Consider the following 18204-nt stretch of genomic DNA (forward strand, 5'->3'; position numbering starts at 1 on the left):
TTAAAAGTTGAAATGATAGATACTGTCATTTCAACTCCCTTCTCGTAACACCTACCCCTTTTGGCTATTTCTACCCTTATCTTGCATTAAATCAAACTGCGAACAGTAAACGAGACTAGGATAGCCCGCTCGTTTTCTATTGAGTTATGACCATGCTACAAGCAGTAACTATTGCGAGTTCTAATGAGCATCAAGCTGCCAACATTCACACCATTACTGATCGTAAGCCCAACCTAAAAACTGCAATGCTGAGCTTGATAGAAGAAGTAAAAGCCGAGCTCCCTCTCTATGAGTCCGAGACTTTTATTTGCGGCCCTAAAGGAAGCTGTATTGGCTGTTCTAAAAAACTGCTGGAACTCGTCGATTCCGAATTGGTGTATTGGGAACACAGTATCGCAAGGGGTGAAGCGCCTAATTTTGAAGAGCTTCGCCGATTTGGCAAACTGTGCAACAGTGTTAGACGCGGACTTCAGCGCAACGGGTTGATCGAGAAACGCTAATCAAAAAGCAGAGCAAAGCATTCTAGTCTGTTGACCATACCCCTTTAAATTCAGGCCATCCCCAGTTGGTAATCGCCACATTTTTAAGGATACCTTGAAAACGAACGGTTTGCAGATGGTGAAACATGGGCAGCAACCAGTAATCAGAAACCAGAGTCGAAGCGATAGGCTCTAACCTTTCTAAATAGTCAGATAACTCTACTGATGCTTTATGATTGTCCAACTGTCGCTTTAACCAATCGCTATTTAATTGGCCTAACGCCGAGTGAAGTACTGGATCGTTCATGAGCCATGAAAATAATGACGATGGTGCGTTATCATCTAAATTCAAATTACACAGTACTAAGTCTTCCGTAAGCTCATTAGCTTGTGAACATTGTGCTAATTCTCGATAACTGTAAGTGTTCACTTCCACTTCTACGCCATATCTTTTGAGGATATCTGAAATACTTATCGCGCAGCGGTACAGCGCATAGTAATCATAAACCGCAATCGACAGTCGCTTTGGAATCTCCGTAACAATTGCAGGGGAGCGATGTACTTTTTGCCATTTAGGTAAGATGTTGTCTGCAAACTCGACGCTAAACGTTCCCTTATTCGCTTCTAATTGAGATTGAATGGCTTCAGAACTGAGTATTTGTGCGAGGTACTTTCTTTGTTCATGCGTCAATGAAGTCTTTTCCGCGGCTTGGTTAAACAAGATAAACAGACACCCATCTTCAACTCTACTGTATTGCTCATCACTCTCGGAAGAAACAAGATCGGTATTCGTCTTTCCTAATTGATGAAAACAGGCTGAATTTTGCTCAGAAGATACCTGCATCTGGCTGTCATCAAAACGAGCAGAGCCTGTCATCGATTCCTCAAATTGCCAAATGGTGACTTCATCCGTAAGGGAGCGACACCCGTAATAGTGATCAAATGCAGCCAGTTTAAGCCTATCGTGATTTCGCTCCACGATCCTAAATGGTCCGGTTCCAATAATATGTTGGGGCGCCGCTTTATTTTGGTGGGCTGTTTTATGTTGGGAGGCAACTTTATGTTGAGGTACAGCCTTCACGGCTTTGCGAGTCACTTGCTCCACAGGTTGTATGGAATACTTAACACCCGCTAATAAACCCGCAAACCCTTTATCCGCTTTCGATAACTTAAAGCATAGTTGCAATGGTTGCTCACTGTATACCGACTCAACATGCTCAAGCTCAGCCTGATAAAAAGACAATTCCTTTAGTGCATTAAAAAGAGCAACCAGTTGCTTGGCTTCTATCGTTTGCCCATCATGAAATGTTAAGCCAGGTCTTAGATAGAAGGTCCACAAGTAACGCTCAGAATCATATTTCCAATGGTGTGCCAATTCAGGCTCAAGCTTACCTTCTGAGCTACAACTGACTAAGCAACTGAATACTTGTCTTAATAGAAAGCGTTCACTACTGCGCTGGATATGGTGAGGAAAAAGATCTTCAAATTTACGCTTATACGTAAGCTGCACATGCAACAACCCTTCACGCATGGTCGCGCCAGATGTTTCTTGCAATAGAGACCCAAACACGCTGCGGTCTCCATCAAGAATAGAAAGCGCCTTTTCGTACTTTCCCTCTTCAATAAATTTCGCGGCAATATGCTCTTTTAAGCCAAGCATTGAATAGCGTAAGGTTAAACTGGAACGCTGGTTTCGCCCTGGTTTAGGTTCCCAAATAATCCACTCTTCTTGATGCATTTTCCCTAATAACGTTCGAGCGTGCCTTAAGCTTGTAAAAAGTAACTCGGCAATTTCAGATAAAGTCACGCTCGCCTTCACTTCGGCTTCAAAACTCTCCAGCCTAAGGTAATAGCGCATTAAATTTAAATCAGACAAATGGTGAACCTTCTAATAAAAAATCGTTCCGCTTTATGGCTATTATAAGAGATAAATACGTAAAAATTCATATTTAGATCAAAAACAGGAACAATGATTAAATTAATCATCTGTTTTTAACATCCTATTTATCAACCATAATACTTCCATACCAAGCCCACACACCTGATAAAGCGTGATTATTATGAAGATACGTACTGAAAAATCAGAACTGAATAAACACTATTTACTCCGTCTTAAATCAGCTAAAACGCAATTTGAGAAAGAGGCGCTTAAAGCACTCATCCAACTATGCCAGTGGAGTAATTAGTACACTGAGAGACTTAAGATTAAGTGAGACGAGGAATACCGTTTATGCTCCTACCCCCAATATGAGTTAGGACTCGGCTCACTTTCCCTTAAAAAACCACCTTAAAACTCCCCGTACCAATAACTCAAACACTCGATAAAAAAACATTGTCGAATCGACAAAATTTATTCGTTTTCCTAAATTAAGCAAAAGCCTTAAGGTGCGCTCCTAAGCCGAGAAGGGAGCAAGAAATCACCCTCTCCTAACTTGGAAACAGACATTAATAAGCAGGGTTAAATAGGCGAAGTTCCAAACATGAATACGCCCATACACTGTTTAAACACGAATGATTTATTACAAAACATTTTTTATTTCGCAGTTACCAACCGGGTATTTATTAAGGAAACGCCATGCGTATCGCAATTCTTTCTCGCAACGAAAATCTATACTCTACTTCTCGCTTAAAAGCGGCTGGAGAAGCTCGTGGTCATCAGGTCGATGTTATCGACACGCTGCACTGTGATATAGATATCGCGAGTAACAATCCGAAGATTCGCTACATGGGTGAAGAGCTAGCTCAATACGATGCGGTTATCCCACGTATTGGCGCTTCTATTACCTTTTACGGTACTGCGGTTGTACGCCAATTCGAAATGATGGGTACTTTTTGTATTAATGAATCTGTAGCAATTAGCCGTTCTCGCGACAAACTGCGCTCACTGCAGCTATTGTCTCGTAAAGGTGTTGGCTTACCAAAAACAGGGTTCGCTAGCCGCCCAGACAAGATTCAAGACTTGATCAAAAACGTAGGTGGTGCGCCACTTGTGATTAAGCTTCTGGAAGGTACGCAAGGTATCGGCGTTGTTCTAGCAGAAACAAACAAAGCAGCTGAAAGCGTTATTGAAGCTTTCATGGGGCTTAAAGCGAACATCTTGGTTCAAGAGTTTATTGAAGAAGCAAATGGTGCTGATATTCGCTGCTTCGTTGTTGGTAATAAGGTTATTGCAGCAATGAAACGCCAAGCTGGTGAGGGAGAGTTCCGCTCTAACCTGCACCGTGGCGGCACTGCACAACTGGTTAAACTGACCAAAGAAGAGCGCGCAACTGCAATCAATGCTGCAAAGATCATGGGATTAAACCTATGTGGTGTAGATATTCTACAATCTAAGAATGGACCAGTAGTAATGGAAGTAAACTCTTCACCTGGTTTAGAAGGCATTGAGAAAGCAACGGGCAAAGATGTTGCTGATATGATTTTCGAATTTATCGAAAAAAACGCAAAACCAAATGCGAACCGTACTCGCGGTAAAGGCTGATTTAACGCCGTTTACTCATGATTGGAAAAAATATGAACAATAAAATGATCATAGGGAATACAGAAGCACTATGCTTACCAGAGTTAGGGATTGCTCGTTTACATACTCGTGTTGATACGGGTGCAAAAACATCTTCACTGCATGTAGACAATATTATCTGCTTGAAAGAAAACGGTGAAAAGTACGTTGAATTCGATTTACACCCAGACATCTATCATTTAGAAGAAACGGTGCGTTGTAAAAGTAAGTTAAAGGCGAGCAGAAAGATTAAATCATCGAATGGTGAATCTGAACATCGCTGCGTGATTGAAACCATGCTCGAGATTGGCGGAAAGCAATGGCCAATCGATATTACATTGAGCAACCGTCAAGATATGACTTACATGATGCTGCTTGGCAGACAAGGAATGAGCGATAAAGTGATCGTTGATCCAAATGAGTCATTCTTGCTTCGCAACGAAGGTTGATTCAAAGCTAGTGACGTGTCACAAACAAGCCAGTAACTGAATACCGGTTGATGACCAAGCAAGCAACTAAGTAACTAAATAAAAAGTCATTCGGCATAATCTGGGTAAGCTGATGCTCCACAAAAACTTACCCCATGAGAGATGATTGCCCAATTAAGAACGGCGAACCATTATATGGTTCGCCTTTTTTGTTTGTTACCTTAGCTGTCTAGCTTTAGGATTTAGGCTGATTTTCGAGATTTAAACGCCCACGACCACATCGACTTCACCAAACTCTTCGACTTTATTTTAGTCACTCGCCAGTGGGTGACAGGGCTTCGTGGGGCGCTTTCCATTAAGTGGGCGAATGCTTGTTCAGTTAATTGAATTTGACCGCCATGCGCCGCAAGTAAAGTATCCACCTCTAGTTTAAAAATACGTTCTACAGATCTTCGGTACTGGTTCGGATGAAAAATGGGGAATGGCGGAATCAATTTCTTCTTCACTTCAACCATTAAGTCAGCCACATAAGCAATTTTATGCGAAGGACAATACACGGTTAAATCACGGTCAGTATGACCTGGGGTTTCAAGTACCTGCCACTCTAAAAATTCAGGAATAGCATCACCATCCTCTAACGTGAAATCCGGCTTCAACTTGCGTGAATACCACAAGTTCGCTTTGGGTTTCCCCAATCGGTTTGCCATCCACCGAGCCAAAGCCAAGTCAGTTAAATGCATTAGAAACCCATCCCAACCGTGGTACCAATCTTTGTCTCGTTTGGCTGCGACCAGTCGGCATCCAGTCAAAGCTCTCAATTTATGCGCAGCGCCCGCATGGTCAGGGTGCATGTGAGTGACCACCACGGTATGTAAGTCACTAAAAGGTCGTTTTAGATCCGATTCAATAAACTGTTTCAAATGAGGGATATCTGCTCGGCATGCCCCATCTAGCAGTAATAGCTTATCGGGGTATTCCACCAAATACATGGCTTGGATATAGCCTTTGATCGTATGAAGTTGCAAATTACATCCTTGTATAAGTGCCAAATTTAACAATCTAGCAACACCTGGTCTGACCAGAATATAGCAGAGATATACAAGGAAGGGTTTCACAACGATGATTTTCGATGCGTTTATTGATACCGATAACAAAAAGGCGAGCACCACGCTCGCCTCTTTCCTATCACTCAAACCTATGGATTAGCATTAATCCATGGTGCTTTCCGAAGCCAGTAGCTTACTTTCTATCGACTTAAGTAACTCCAAAGCTTCATCGAATTCATAGCCGGATACATATCCATCAAGCTTCATCACGTCTTCACTCACTTCAGTACCTGTTAATAATTCGACGAGCACTTCGCACGTTTCTCCAGCATTCATATCGTACTCATTCATCTCAACGGCTAATTGTTGCATTAAGTTTTGAACTTGAGCCCTATCGATATTTTGCTGATTGCCCTCGGCTCCTTCTGTGTAAGAGCTTTCTTGCGATAACCTATTTAAGTAGTCAGTAATAACCTGCGCTGCTTGTATAGCTGCTTTTTCAACGCAGTTAAATAGATCGCCAATGTCAGGGTGATTCACTACTGATGAAGCATGCGTATCTTCTAAGTGTGCCTCTTGTTGAGGTTCGCGGTCTAAAAGTACAGATTCAAGATCTTTGGTCGCATCAAAGAGAGCCGCGCAACCGATATTGCCCGACACCCCTTTTAAGGTATGGGTCACCAGCCCCGCTTGAGCAATGTCATCACTTGCAAGTGCGTGTTTTGTCTCTTCAACTGAAGCCAGTAATGTCTCACTCACCATGCTTAGTGCCTTGTTGTAGGACTTCAATCGTCCCCCCATTCTTGCGACCGCACTTTCAACATCAAAGCCTTCTAGAGTAGGCAGTTCAACTTCAGTCTCACTTAATTCAGATTCTTCCATACCGATAAGCTCTGGCAACTCACGGTCTTTCGGAGTGATCCATTGGTTTAATACATGGAATAAGGCATTCGGATCAATCGGCTTTGCGACGTGATCATTCATGCCTGCATTTAGGCATTTTTCTTTATCGCTTGCCATTGCATTGGCAGTCATCGCAATAATAGGAAGATCTGTCATTTGCAGTTCATTTCGGATCTTTTCCGTGGCTAGATAACCATCCATCACGGGCATTTGGATATCCATCAGCACTACGTCAAACGAGTTATTTTGCACGGCTTCTACCGCTTCTTCCCCATTGTTCGCGATGGTCACATTGAACTGCGCGAGTTCTAACAGTTCCGTTGCCACTTGCTGATTCACCTCGTTATCTTCCACCAGCAATATATCTGCCCCACGAACACCTTCAGCAATGTCGACATCCATCAAATTAGTGGTATTAATCGCAATAGAGCTATTGGTCGTTCTGTCATCAAATGCATCTGAAATTGAGTCAAATAAGCTAGATGAAGAAACAGGCTTAGCTAAGAATCCATCTAGATGAAGCTTTTGCGCTTGTTCCCTGACTTCATCTTCAGCATACGCTGTAACCGTGATGACTTTTGGCGATATAGAGAGTTTTAGCTTTCGGAGGGATTCAATCGTATCAATGCCACTCATATGCGGCATTTTGTAATCCATGATCACCAAGTCATAAGGCTGACCATTGCCATCCGATTCTGTCAGTTCCACAAGAGCAAGCATCCCCGAGCTGACGGCTTCAGCGCGTAGCCCCATAGACTGAGTCATGCTAATTAAGATATCGCGAGACTCTTCTGAGTCATCCACTATCAAGGTTTTTAAGCCTTGGTAGTCATTAGATAAACGCGGCAATTTCGCATGAGCATTTTGATCAACAGGCAAATCAACTGTGAAGAAGAAGGTGCTGCCAACACCTTCGGTACTCTCACAGCCAATTTCACCGTTCATCAGCTCAACCAGATTTTTAGAAATGGTCAGCCCTAACCCTGTACCACCATATTGGCGCGTTACCGAACTGTCCGCTTGAGAGAAAGCAGTAAATAGGCGCTGCATTTGTTCATCGGTCATTCCAATGCCGGAATCTTGCACCATAAAGCGAAGCTGAGCAGTATTACCCTTGCTATCAACCAAACCCTGGGGCGCAATCAACTCAACTTTAACGACCACTTCCCCTGCTTTGGTAAACTTCACCGCATTATTGGCTAAATTCAATAACACCTGACCGATACGAAGTGGGTCGCCCAATAAAACAGGTGGCACTTCAGGGTCAATCGCAATCAAAAACTCTAAGTTCTTCTCGCGTGATTTCACGGTCACAATGTTGGAAATATTATCCATCACGCCATCAATCGAAAATGGAATCACTTCTAAATCTAACTTACCCGCTTCAATTTTCGAGAAATCCAAAATATCGTTAATGACACCCAACAGTGAATTAGAAGCATTGAGAATTTTATTAAGGTAGTCGCCTTGCTTGCGTGTGAGTTCCGTCTGCAAAGCCAAATAGCTCATACCAATAATGGCATTCATCGGAGTGCGAATTTCATGGCTCATATTGGCAAGGAAATCACTTTTAGATTTGGTTGCCTCTTCAGCGGCATTTTTGGCTTGCTCTAGGGCATCTTGCGTGGCTTTACGTTGAGTAATGTCACGTACCATGCACGTATAAAAAGCCATATCGTCAATCGTTGCGGCAGCGGCTGAAATTTCTATGGCAATTACACTGCCATCTTTGCATTTAGCTAAGTATTCCAGATCTTTACAAACGCTAGGTTCAATATAAGTATCGTCATCCATATTGATGGGCTTCATGAGCATATTAATATTTTCATGGATGACTTCTGATTTCAGGTAACCAAAAATGCGCTCGGCAGCAGGGCTGAATTCCACAATATCGCCGTCTTCATCCAGCACAATAATGCCGTCGATCGCCGTTTCGATAATGCTAGTTAAGCTCAATGTACGTTCCCGAACGCTTTGCTCTAGCTCTTCATTTGATTTCATTAATACAGTTTGAGTACGTCTCCCTAACCATAAACTCAACCCCGTTAAACCAATGGTTAGAAAAACGGTGAACGACAGCAAAGACACAATGAGGTTTCGCGTAAAGATGTAGCCTTTTAGCGCTTCTTTTTCATCTATTTCAGTGACAAAGCCGAACTGATCATTCTCTCGCCATACCCAACTTCCCAACACTGGGATGCCTCGATAATCTAAGTACCCTTCTCCGCTGCTACCTTTTGTATCACGAATGGCTCCCACGAACGCTTTAGTGAAACGTTCATCGTCGCTCAAGAACTTGTCTGCCGGAGTGGCACCAGACACCGCTACTTTCGGTTTCAAAAGCTGCATATTAAGAATGGCATTGGCATCTCTGCCTAATAAGTTGGCATTTTTTAGCGTCTCTTCAAATCGGCTACGAGAAAGGAACATGCCGTTTTTATCAAATGCATAAGATTCACCCGACTGACCAACGCTGCCAGATGAGAAGATTTGGCTGAATTCAAAAGCAGGATCATAACGAATCGTCATGGCCGCGATCACCTCGCCAACCCCATCAAAAATAGGGGCTGCGATAAACATGGTGGCATCGACATCTTCACCGCCGTCAGAAAGATCAGAGGCGATCGGTGTGATCAACACGGTTTCACCCAAAAAGACTCTATCTAGTAGCTCTGGTCTTTGCTGCTGTATGACATTGACTTCACCTAGGTTACTGTCACGCATTGAAGCAATGTTGATTCTATCTTTCGAAATGATGAAGAAACCGCGATCACCATGCAAAGCTTGCTGAGAAGCAAAGTACACACGTAAATCGATAAGTACCGTTGAGAACTTGATCTCTTCTTTCGTCGGCTCTACCAGCAATAATTCATCGACCATTGGGTGCAATATTGGATCATTGGCAATGGAATTAATGTATGAAGCTCGCCCATCGATCCAGATATCAATACTGGTATTCAGCGCTTCTGTAATACCTGATAACGAAATTTGAATATTGTGCCTGGTTTGCTGCTCTACCTTTTCAATCACCACATACGCAGCGACCGAAACAATCGATAATACAGCGACAATAAAAGCACTCGCGATCAACATCAGTTTATTGGTGTATAAGTTGCTGATGGTGTTATTGGATAGATAACGATTGAGCAGCAGTGGGAACAGGAACAAGCCTGCGATCACCACCACAATACCCACCGCAACTTTAAGAATGAGGCTGGTATTAATTGGGCTATCTGAAAACAGCTCTTTCTGCTTAACCGTTCCCTCATTTGGGGTCACCGCAAGCGTATAATTTTCCTCGTAGATCGCAGTGTATTCATCTTCTGAAAGGCGCTTTTGAGCTTTATTCAATGCCGAAATAACGCCTTTATCGACATGATTATTGAATGCCATCAAATATTGGATTTTCTTGCTCGTCACCAACGCAATATCCAGATCAACCCATTCATTTTTATGAATGAAATGCTCTAAATTCAGTCCGTCTGAAATCAAGCCATCCAAGCTGCCATTACGTACTTCTTCTAAGCCCGTTTGTTCATCCATGACTTTGCCAAAGAACACATCTGGATAGAGACTATTCAACTCGGCAATGTAGCGATTTGAACCCACAACGCCAATAATTCTCTCTGATGACAAGTGACTTAAAGAGGTAATGGGATCGGATGTGTGGCGCATCGCTACGGCGTAGTAAGACGTAAAAATGGGCTTCTTAATGGAATAGTCTTTTTCTTTGTCGAAGAAATCGCTGTTACCAATAATGATATCTAGGTTGTCATTACTGAACGATTCAAACCCACCATTCAACATGCCGTCATTATGGTATTCAAAGGCGACTCCGACTTTTTGTCCAATCGCTTCTAACACCGCTTTATGCACATCAAACCTAAGTTCATTTGAAACAAACTGGTCATTGTCATTTATTGCGCTCACGGTGAGTGTTGGTTTTTTCATGACGGATGCAATTTCATCTCGGTTTAATCTCACCGACTCCGCAATATCAATCGCCAGAATATTTTGACGCAGTTCGTCGACATCATTCATGTCTATACGCTGCATCGCTTTAACCAAAATCGACTGTAATAACGGCTTCTGCTTGGGTACGCCGATATTCATGTTATCCAGTTCACTGTTACCAGTATCCAGCTCACTTTTGATTTCTAAATCATAAAGTGCATTTTCGTTGATCACTTGTCTGGCAATCACCACTCGAGATAAAACCGCATCAACCTCACCAAATTGCAGGGCTTTAAAAGCTTGCAATGAGTCTGGTCGTGGTGACATTGTCACATCATAACCTTTTAACACTTCTGCCAAAAATGAGCCTTCAACAAATGAGACGGTTTTTCCTTTCAAAGAATTCAAATCAGTATAAGTGGCTGATTTTTTTGTCACGATAGCGTTTGGATTTCGAGCGTAAGGCGGTGTGTATAAGAAAGTATTTTGTTCACGCTCTGGGGTTTTGATTAGGTCGAGAATAAGATCAACTTCGTTGTTTGTGGCTTGGTTATACACTTGATGCCAAGGACCAGAAACAAACTCAAATTCAACATCTAACAAATCTGCTAGCAAACGAGCGTACTCAACAAAAAACCCTTTCGATTCCCCATTGTGCGTAAAGCTGAAGGGCTTCCAATCTTGGTCATGAGCAACCTTTATGACTGGGTTGTCATTTAGCCATTGGGACTCTTGCTCTGTGAGCTCAATTTTAGTGTCTTCTGAATCCATCGAGCTATTTTTAAGCCACTTAGACAAAATAACTTGTTTAAGGCTCGGAGGAATATCTGACAAGGTTTTTTGAAGAATAGAATGCAAAAGAGGCAGCGAATTATGAGTCGCCATTGCGCCATCTATTTCATCGGTACGACCCGCAATGCGCACACTGCCAATTCCGCGTTGCACCAATTCATAAGATGCCACAGGGAAGTAATGGATCATGGCATCTGCATGACCAAACAGTAACTTATCGATGGCTTCTCTAGAGCTGCCTGCCACAAGCATTTCAATGTCTGGGTGGTTTTCTTTTAAATCATGTTCTGCTGACCATTCAGATACCACAACCACTTTTCGCCCTTTCAAGTCATCTAGGGAAGTGACGTCTTGTGTGTCATTTCTCACTAAAATAACACTTGGGTAATCTAAGTAACTTTCGGTAAACAATAACGGCTGGTCAGTCCGACCATGGGATGAAATCAAAGGCAGAATATCTATTTTTCCTGCATTCAATAATTCAACCGACTGCTTCCAACTTTCCGTTTGCTGCACTTCAAAGCTGAGCCCAGTTTGATCACTCACATAAGCCAATACATCTGCCACAATGCCTATGTAATTACCTTGTTCATCAACAAACTCAACAGGGGCGAAATCAGGATCAGCGGCAAACGTCACTACTGGGTTATTGTCTATCCAGTTTTGTTCTGCCTGTGAAAATAACACTTGGTAAGAAGGTAAAGTGCTGCTTGGCCCCTTGTTTGGGTCTTCACTGTGCGCGGCTTGAGAGGAATGCACAGATCCAGAACTTGAACTTGAGCTTGAACCTGAAAAAGTATGAGAATCAGCCCAACTCGGCTGAAATAGAAATGAGATGTGAAAAGTACGATCAAAAACGATCGGATCATGCTGGTCATGAAACTGTCCCTGTCAAAATAAAACTTGCTTTCCTAGCCTTCGATCCGTGAAGGCTTAATTACATTAACAGTATTGAGAATATCATTCCATTAAAGTTAACGCTTTATCAATAAGTGAGTTTTAGTCTCTTTATTTCTTAAAAACCACATTAACGTAATAGCCATCCCTCTATTTTATCGCATAAAAGTTTCTTCTAAATGGCTTAATTTATAAATGGTCCGCATGAATAGACACTTTATAATCAATTATACGGTAAAAAGTCGTTTTTAATGAAGCTTTGCTTCTAGCATTGCACAATATTTAGATTCAACATGGACGCTGAAGACCCTCTAATTATGAACAGTTTACTGATAAACCAACAATCCAATGAGCCAACTTACACTTCAAAACGGGTGCTTATTGTTGATGATTTTGAATCAATGACTCAAACTTTGGCTGCAATTTTAGAGACCTTAAAATTCAAAAACATTCATAGAGCCAAAGACGGTCGAGAAGCCTTAATTAAGCTCAGAGATTATAAAATTGATTTGATCATCTCTGACTGGAACATGCCAAGAATGGATGGTCTTGAACTGTTAAAAACCATACGCCGTGATGAAGATTTAGCGCATATCCCCTTAGTGATGGTGACTGGAAACATCGACCAAAATGATGTTATGACGGCTATTCAACATGGCGTAACGGAATATCTGGTTAAACCGTTTTCTCGCTCTATGCTTATCAACCGAGTACACAAGGCATTCAGAGCTCCGACACCTCAGTTAATTAAAGATGAGAACGGTTCTGCGGAAATTACCCGCCGCATCGAGAACATCCCTAAACCTATGCCAAACAGCATTCTTCTGGTTGATGATGAGCCAAATAATTTGATGGTTCTTGGGGAGCTATTGAAAGGCGACTACAAGCTACAAGCGTGTCGAACCGGTAAAAAAGCCCTTGAGATATGCGATAAAGACACGCCTCCCGACTTGATCCTGCTCGACATCATGATGCCTAAAATGTCAGGTTTAGAAGTCTGTGAAGCCCTAAAGAAAAACCCGTTAACTGAACATATCCCCATTATTTTTGTTTCAGCACTGTCACAAACTGACGACGTTTTAAAAGGGCTTGCTTTGGGGGCCGTTGATTACATCACTAAGCCAATCACGCCTGAAGTGGTCAAGGCTCGTGTGAAAAACCATATGAAAATAGTGCAGCAACGTATGAGCCTACAACTGCAAATTGAAACCATGGTTGAAAATACGCGTATTCGTAATGACATACACCGCATGTTCAAACATGACCTGAGTAACCCACTAACAGCAATCATCAGTAACCTTCCTACATTAGAAGAAAAAACCAGAAACTGCGAAGATGAATTGGAAATGATTCGGGAATCATCATTAATGATACAGAAAATGATGAACAGCCAAGAAACGCTGATGAAGCTTGAAGAAAATAAAGGTTCCGTTGAGTTAAAGCCGATAGACGCCCACTCTTTGATCAAAAAACTATGCTTCGGCTTACAAGCCAAGTGTGAAGAAAGAAATATTTTCATTCATTACAATGTCCCGCCTGCACATAAATTCATGGGCGATTCACTGCTGAGTTACACCATGTTCTCTAACTTGATCAACAATGCAGTCGAAGCGTCGCCACCTGGCAGTAATGTAAAGATATCGAGTATTCTCGATGCTGAAGCCAACACAGTACGCTTCAACATTCACAATATGGGCGAAATTCCACCTTCCATTCAATCCACTTTCTTTAATAAATTTGTGACTAATGGGAAAGTAACGGGCACTGGCATTGGGACTTACTCTGCTCGCCTAGCCGCTGAAGCGCAAAATGGTGAGATCAGCTTCAAGACGTCTTATGAACAAGGCACCACATTGATCACCGTTTTCCCGCTTTTGGAGTAAAGACCAACTCCCCTATGAAAAACTCAATTAAGTTCATTAAAGCAAGCGGAAGTACGCTTGCTTTAATTTTTTACAACCCTAATACGAAAAATCCTCTCTTTCTATCTTCTTACTGGCTTGTTACTTGTGAACTCACCCCTACCAACTAGTAACATCTGCGTTACATCATATATTTAAAATTTATGCAGCGATCTGCTTATGTCTTTGACTAAAGTCTAATAACCTTTGGTCTTAAGTTAGCATTACGCTTGGATCGAGTTCTGCCTTTTCTTGATACTTTTAATAGGCAGGGATAACCACCGCATAGGACGCTAATATAATGAAAAATTTATCCAAAAAAGTCATTGCTGCTTTTATTACAGGCGCTGTATCTTTTTCTGCTTTTGCTGACAATTTTACGATTGGCACTGGTAGTCAAAGCGGGACCTATTATCCACTAGGTGGCACACTGGCTAAGATTTGGGGTGAAACAATTCCTGACTTTAATATGCGTGCAGAAGTCACGGCAGGCTCTGTTGAAAACAGCATTAAAGTTGCAACGAATAAACAGCTTGCTGGTATTGCTATGGGCAGTGTGGTTCAAAAAGCCCATGATGGTAAGAAACCGTTTCCTATGAAAATGGATGTCGCGGTTATTTCTGCGCTTTATCCAAATGTAGTGCACTTCATGGTGCCAGCTAACTCTGATATCAAAAGTATCTCGGACCTAAAAGGTAAAAAAGTATCACTTGGTGCGCCAGGTTCAGGTACACGAACCAGTGCGATTGGTATTTTAGGTGCTCTTGGCATGTCTGAAGATGATCTAAAAGCCCAAAGCTTGAACTACACCGCGACAACATCTGCTCTTGCAAATGGTCAAATTGATGCGGGTGTTATCGTAGGCAGCTTAGGCGTTGGTGCCGTAACCGAATTAACCTTAACTCGTGACATTCGTGTTTTGTCATTTTCTGCTGATGAGTTAGCAAAAATCTCTGAAGCGATGCCTTCTTTCCAACCTTTGGAAGTTCCGGCGAACAGTTACAACAATGTACCAGCGTTTAATACTCCAGCAGTTTGGAACGTGCTAGTAGTAAATAAAAATGCGGATACTGACCTTGTCTACAACATGACTAAATCTATGTTTGAGAATATCGACCAAGTACGTCAAAGCATTAAAGTAACGAGCTACACAACGGTTGATAACATGCAAATGCTAGGTGGTGTTCCTCTACATGCTGGTGCTCAAAAATACTTAGATGAAGTAAAATAAAGGATAACTATATGCCAGATTCTAAGCCGTCTACTCTGGTTAATATTCCTTTAAAAGTAGCCGCATTTGCGGCTATTGCTTTATCTGTATTTCAAATATGGCAAGGAATAACTGCTGAAATCTCAGCGCCAGTCTTCAGACCTGTTCATTTAAGTTGGGTCATTGTTCTCGTCTTTTTAACCCATCCGTTATTCATGCGACATCAAGAGTCCGCTTTATTTAAGCTCGGACGCATTATTGATTTTGGATTTTCAGTCGCTCTCATATGGGCAACATGGAGAATTGCCAACTTTGATTACGATGACATCATGTTTCTTATTGAAGGCGTCAATGGTGCAGATAAGCTCGCTGGCTGCATAACGATCGTCTTATTACTTGAAGCTACAAGACGAACGGTTGGTCTTGTGATGGTTTCCATCGCTCTGTTATTTTTGGCATATGCGATGTTTGGTAACTACTTGCCCGCACAAGTCGCAAGTAATGGTTTCCCTCTAGAAGACATTATTCGATTCCATATCTTTTCAACAAATGGCGTGTATGGCGCACCTCTTGCGATCGCAGCAGGCGTGGTGTTTATATTCGTGTTATTTGGCGCATTTCTTCAAGTCACTGGTGCAGGCAACTTCTTTATTGATAGTGCATTTGCGATTGCCGGGAAATACCGTGGGGGTCCTGCAAAAGCCAGTGTTATATCTTCAGCAGCATTAGGTTCTATTTCCGGCTCTGCCATTGCAAACACCGTAACGACTGGCTCGCTAACTATTCCAATGATGAAGAAGCTAGGCTATAAGCCCGAGCAAGCAGCCGGCATTGAAGCAGCCGCTTCAACAGGTGGGCAAATAATGCCTCCCGTTATGGGTGCAGGAGCCTTTGTTATGGCTCAATTCACGGGTATTCCTTACAGTGAAATCCTAGTGGTTTCGATTATGCCAGCCATTCTCTACTTTGCTTGTACTTTGCTTTATGTGCACATTATGGCGTGCAAACTAGGGCTACGAGGAATGGAAACCTACGAAAAGCTTGGCGTTGTTATGGAGCGAGGTTGGCATTTCTTGGTACCTTTAGTGCTGATCACTGCATTGCTAATGATGAGCTATTCGCCAGTATTAGTTGGTATTGCTGGGTGCGCCGCTATTCTTGTGGCATCAATGCTTCGTAAACACAGTCGAATTTCCTTAAGCTTATTTCTAGAAGGTATGAAGCAAGGTGCTTTGCTCGCGCTGCCAATTTCCGTCGCCTGTGCCACTGCTGGTATTGTAGTGGGTGTTGTAGGGCAAACAGGTATTGGTTTACAGTTTACCCAATTCTTGATTTCTCTCTCTGGCGGTCACCTGTTTACCGCTCTTGCATTGATAGCAGTGGCTGCTGTCATTCTTGGTATGGGGCTTCCTGTTACTGCCGCTTATATCGTCCTTTCGATCATGGCGGTGCCTACTCTGCTTGATTTTGGTGTTGGGTTACTGGCAGCACATATGATTGTATTCTGGCTATCGCAAACCTCAAATGTAACGCCACCTATAGCACTGGCAGCTTTTGCGGGAGCAGGTATTGCCAAATCTTCCCCTATGAAATCTGCTGTTCAAGCTTTCAAATTGGCGCAAGGATTTTTCCTTATTCCAATGATGATGGCTTTTTCTGGATTAATTTGGGTAGACGGTGAAATTGGTGCGTTTGCTATTGCAACCGTAAGTACCATCGCTTTAATCATTGCTTTTGCAGGCAGTATTGAAGGTTATATGTTCGGCTACTTAACCAAAGTTGAGCGTGTTTTATGGTTATTCGTAGCGGTGTGTATGGTACTAGGGTCAAACATGATTGAGTTTGCTGCAATGGGGTTATTAGCCGCACTTATGGTATGGAACATTAAGAAAGGAAAAGCGAAAGTCACGGCTACACCAGCGACTTAACTGTTTCACCTATTTCTCATATGAACGGCATACTTTGACTCACAGTTTAAAGCGTGCTTTTTAAGCCGAGAATCTAGAATAATAATACTGGCAACCATGATTAATTGCTCACTGGTTGTCTGTATTATTCCTCTTCCATATTGCGTAGCTTAAATCAGCTCTATGCCTTTATAATTTTGTTATCCATTGTTTTTATTAATCTTTTATAGTAAACACAGCCCTTCTAATCGCTTCCCCTCCTCTTTTACAAGTCTCCTTAATCATTCATTTATCGTATCGACAAATAAGTCGAATTGTTCACCTTCGCAATTAGGACTATATAAGTGCTCCTTTTTAAAGTCTGGACACAAACACATGAATCAGATGATCGACTCACTAGCAACCCAAGGTTATTACCTATGGGATGGCTTCTTAACGCCCGAAGAAGTGACCGACTTGAGAGACTGTATTCCAGACGATTGGAAGAAAGCACGAATTGGTCGTAATGACGAAGTGGTAAGAGAGACCGAGATTCGTAGCGATAAAATTCAGTGGCTACGCCGAGACATGGGCACGCCTGTTAATGAATTCCTCGATAAAATGGAAGCCATTCGCCTAGCCGCTAACCAAGCTTTCTTCTTGGGTCTATTTGAATATGAAGCTCACTTTGCTAAATATGAAAAGGGTGATTTTTACCAAAAACATTTAGATTGTTTTAAAGGGAATGAAAATCGCCGATTAACGACCGTATTTTATATGAACGATGAATGGTCAAAAGCCGATGCTGGGGAACTCGTGGTCTACGACTTGAACGACAAACATATTGCGACCATACCGCCAAAAGCAGGGCGCTTATTGATTTTCTTGTCTGAGCAATTCCCACATGAAGTACTGCCAACCAAAACTGAACGCTTCAGTATTGCTGGCTGGTTCCGAATCAATGGTGTCAAAGATAACCAATTAGATATTGCACATTAAGATCGATAATAAAAGCTAGAGCTAGCAGCACAACCATAGACTGCATTAAGAATTAGGTTGCCTGAATCAGATTATTTCCACTTTCTGGCAAACCTCCAAAAATACAATTAGATATGCCAGTTATACCCGTATATTTCCCGATTTAGTTTCTGATATTATCCACTTAAACTTACTAGTTCGATTTAAGAATAAAAGCGGTTATCCATATTC

At 42.2% G+C, this 18204-nt stretch carries 10 protein-coding genes; 7 read left to right on the forward strand and 3 right to left on the reverse strand.

Going from position 1 to position 18204, the window contains the following annotated elements:
• Window positions 1-152: 152 nt before the first annotated feature.
• Window positions 153-500 carry a hypothetical protein gene (locus F0226_RS15815; protein ID WP_253820845.1) on the forward strand — a complete coding sequence of 116 codons (348 nt, stop codon included), beginning with the start codon at window positions 153-155 and terminating at the stop codon, window positions 498-500.
• Between the two features lie 22 nt (window positions 501-522).
• Here F0226_RS15815 and F0226_RS15820 read toward each other — a convergent pair whose 3' ends face one another.
• A complete protein-coding gene (locus tag F0226_RS15820; protein ID WP_171736541.1) occupies window positions 523-2355 on the reverse strand; it encodes an SgrR family transcriptional regulator in 1833 nt (610 codons plus the stop codon).
• Between the two features lie 699 nt (window positions 2356-3054).
• Between F0226_RS15820 and rimK the strand changes: the two genes are divergently transcribed.
• Window positions 3055-3960, forward strand: a complete 906-nt coding sequence (gene rimK / locus F0226_RS15825) for a 30S ribosomal protein S6--L-glutamate ligase (protein WP_171736542.1) — start codon at window positions 3055-3057, stop codon at window positions 3958-3960.
• 32 nt (window positions 3961-3992) lie between these two features.
• Window positions 3993-4427: a RimK/LysX family protein gene (locus F0226_RS15830; protein WP_171736543.1), complete on the forward strand. Its 435-nt coding sequence runs from the start codon at window positions 3993-3995 to the stop codon at window positions 4425-4427.
• Between the two features lie 221 nt (window positions 4428-4648).
• Here F0226_RS15830 and F0226_RS15835 read toward each other — a convergent pair whose 3' ends face one another.
• The gene (locus F0226_RS15835; RefSeq protein WP_171736544.1) at window positions 4649-5431 is read right to left on the reverse strand and encodes an MBL fold metallo-hydrolase; all 783 of its coding nucleotides are present in this window, start codon (window positions 5429-5431) and stop codon (window positions 4649-4651) included.
• Window positions 5432-5614: 183 nt separating this feature from the next.
• On the reverse strand, window positions 5615-11860 hold the full coding sequence (locus F0226_RS15840; protein WP_171736545.1) for a transporter substrate-binding domain-containing protein: 6246 nt from the start codon (window positions 11858-11860) through the stop codon (window positions 5615-5617).
• A 431-nt stretch (window positions 11861-12291) separates the two neighbouring features.
• Here F0226_RS15840 and F0226_RS15845 point away from each other — a divergent pair, with 431 nt between their 5' ends.
• The 4 genes from F0226_RS15845 (at window position 12292) to F0226_RS15860 (ending at window position 17994) form a co-directional block, all read left to right on the forward strand.
• Window positions 12292-13881: a response regulator gene (locus F0226_RS15845; protein ID WP_171736546.1), complete on the forward strand. Its 1590-nt coding sequence runs from the start codon at window positions 12292-12294 to the stop codon at window positions 13879-13881.
• 319 nt (window positions 13882-14200) lie between these two features.
• Entirely contained in the window at window positions 14201-15130 is a 930-nt protein-coding gene (locus F0226_RS15850) for a TAXI family TRAP transporter solute-binding subunit (RefSeq protein WP_171736547.1), read from the forward strand.
• 11 nt (window positions 15131-15141) lie between these two features.
• A complete protein-coding gene (locus F0226_RS15855; protein WP_171736548.1) occupies window positions 15142-17037 on the forward strand; it encodes a TRAP transporter fused permease subunit in 1896 nt (631 codons plus the stop codon).
• Between the two features lie 354 nt (window positions 17038-17391).
• On the forward strand, window positions 17392-17994 hold the full coding sequence (locus F0226_RS15860) for a 2OG-Fe(II) oxygenase (protein ID WP_171736549.1): 603 nt from the start codon (window positions 17392-17394) through the stop codon (window positions 17992-17994).
• Window positions 17995-18204 lie beyond the last annotated feature (210 nt).

The sequence above is a fragment of the Vibrio sp. 99-70-13A1 genome (assembly GCF_013114625.1).
Classification (GTDB): Bacteria; Pseudomonadota; Gammaproteobacteria; order Enterobacterales; family Vibrionaceae; genus Vibrio.

Coding starts and splice junctions, on each gene's coding strand:
- F0226_RS15815 (WP_253820845.1), top strand. CDS start 153: ATGCTACAAGCAGTAACTATTGCGAGTTCTAATGAGCATCAAGCTGCC.
- rimK (WP_171736542.1), top strand. CDS start 3,055: ATGCGTATCGCAATTCTTTCTCGCAACGAAAATCTATACTCTACTTCT.
- F0226_RS15830 (WP_171736543.1), top strand. CDS start 3,993: ATGAACAATAAAATGATCATAGGGAATACAGAAGCACTATGCTTACCA.
- F0226_RS15845 (WP_171736546.1), top strand. CDS start 12,292: ATGGACGCTGAAGACCCTCTAATTATGAACAGTTTACTGATAAACCAA.
- F0226_RS15850 (WP_171736547.1), top strand. CDS start 14,201: ATGAAAAATTTATCCAAAAAAGTCATTGCTGCTTTTATTACAGGCGCT.
- F0226_RS15855 (WP_171736548.1), top strand. CDS start 15,142: ATGCCAGATTCTAAGCCGTCTACTCTGGTTAATATTCCTTTAAAAGTA.
- F0226_RS15860 (WP_171736549.1), top strand. CDS start 17,392: ATGAATCAGATGATCGACTCACTAGCAACCCAAGGTTATTACCTATGG.